Genomic DNA, 214 nt, shown 5'->3' on the forward strand with positions numbered 1-214 from the left:
CGTCCACTTTCCTGCGGGAATGGAGGCCTGACGACGATGGACATAGCTCTCCTGAAATGATCCCGCATGGTAAGTCTCTTGGGCTGCGTTTCGGCGCAGTTCCCGGCTAATGGTGGCATGTCCTTGGCGATGGCTCGGGCACTTTTCCCTTGCTGATGGAGGATTTCTAGCTTGCTTCGCTCGATTATGCTAAGATGAGTGTAGCTCATGGTGG

The 214-nt window shown here is 54.7% G+C and carries 1 pseudogene; it reads right to left on the minus strand.

The window, feature by feature from the left end:
• A pseudogene (locus PPOP_RS18465) lies at positions 1-209 on the minus strand (helix-turn-helix domain-containing protein); the annotation flags it as partial.
• Positions 210-214: the final 5 nt, after the last annotated feature.

Source organism: Paenibacillus popilliae ATCC 14706 (assembly GCF_000315235.1).
Lineage (GTDB): Bacteria > Bacillota > Bacilli > Paenibacillales > Paenibacillaceae > Paenibacillus_B > Paenibacillus_B popilliae.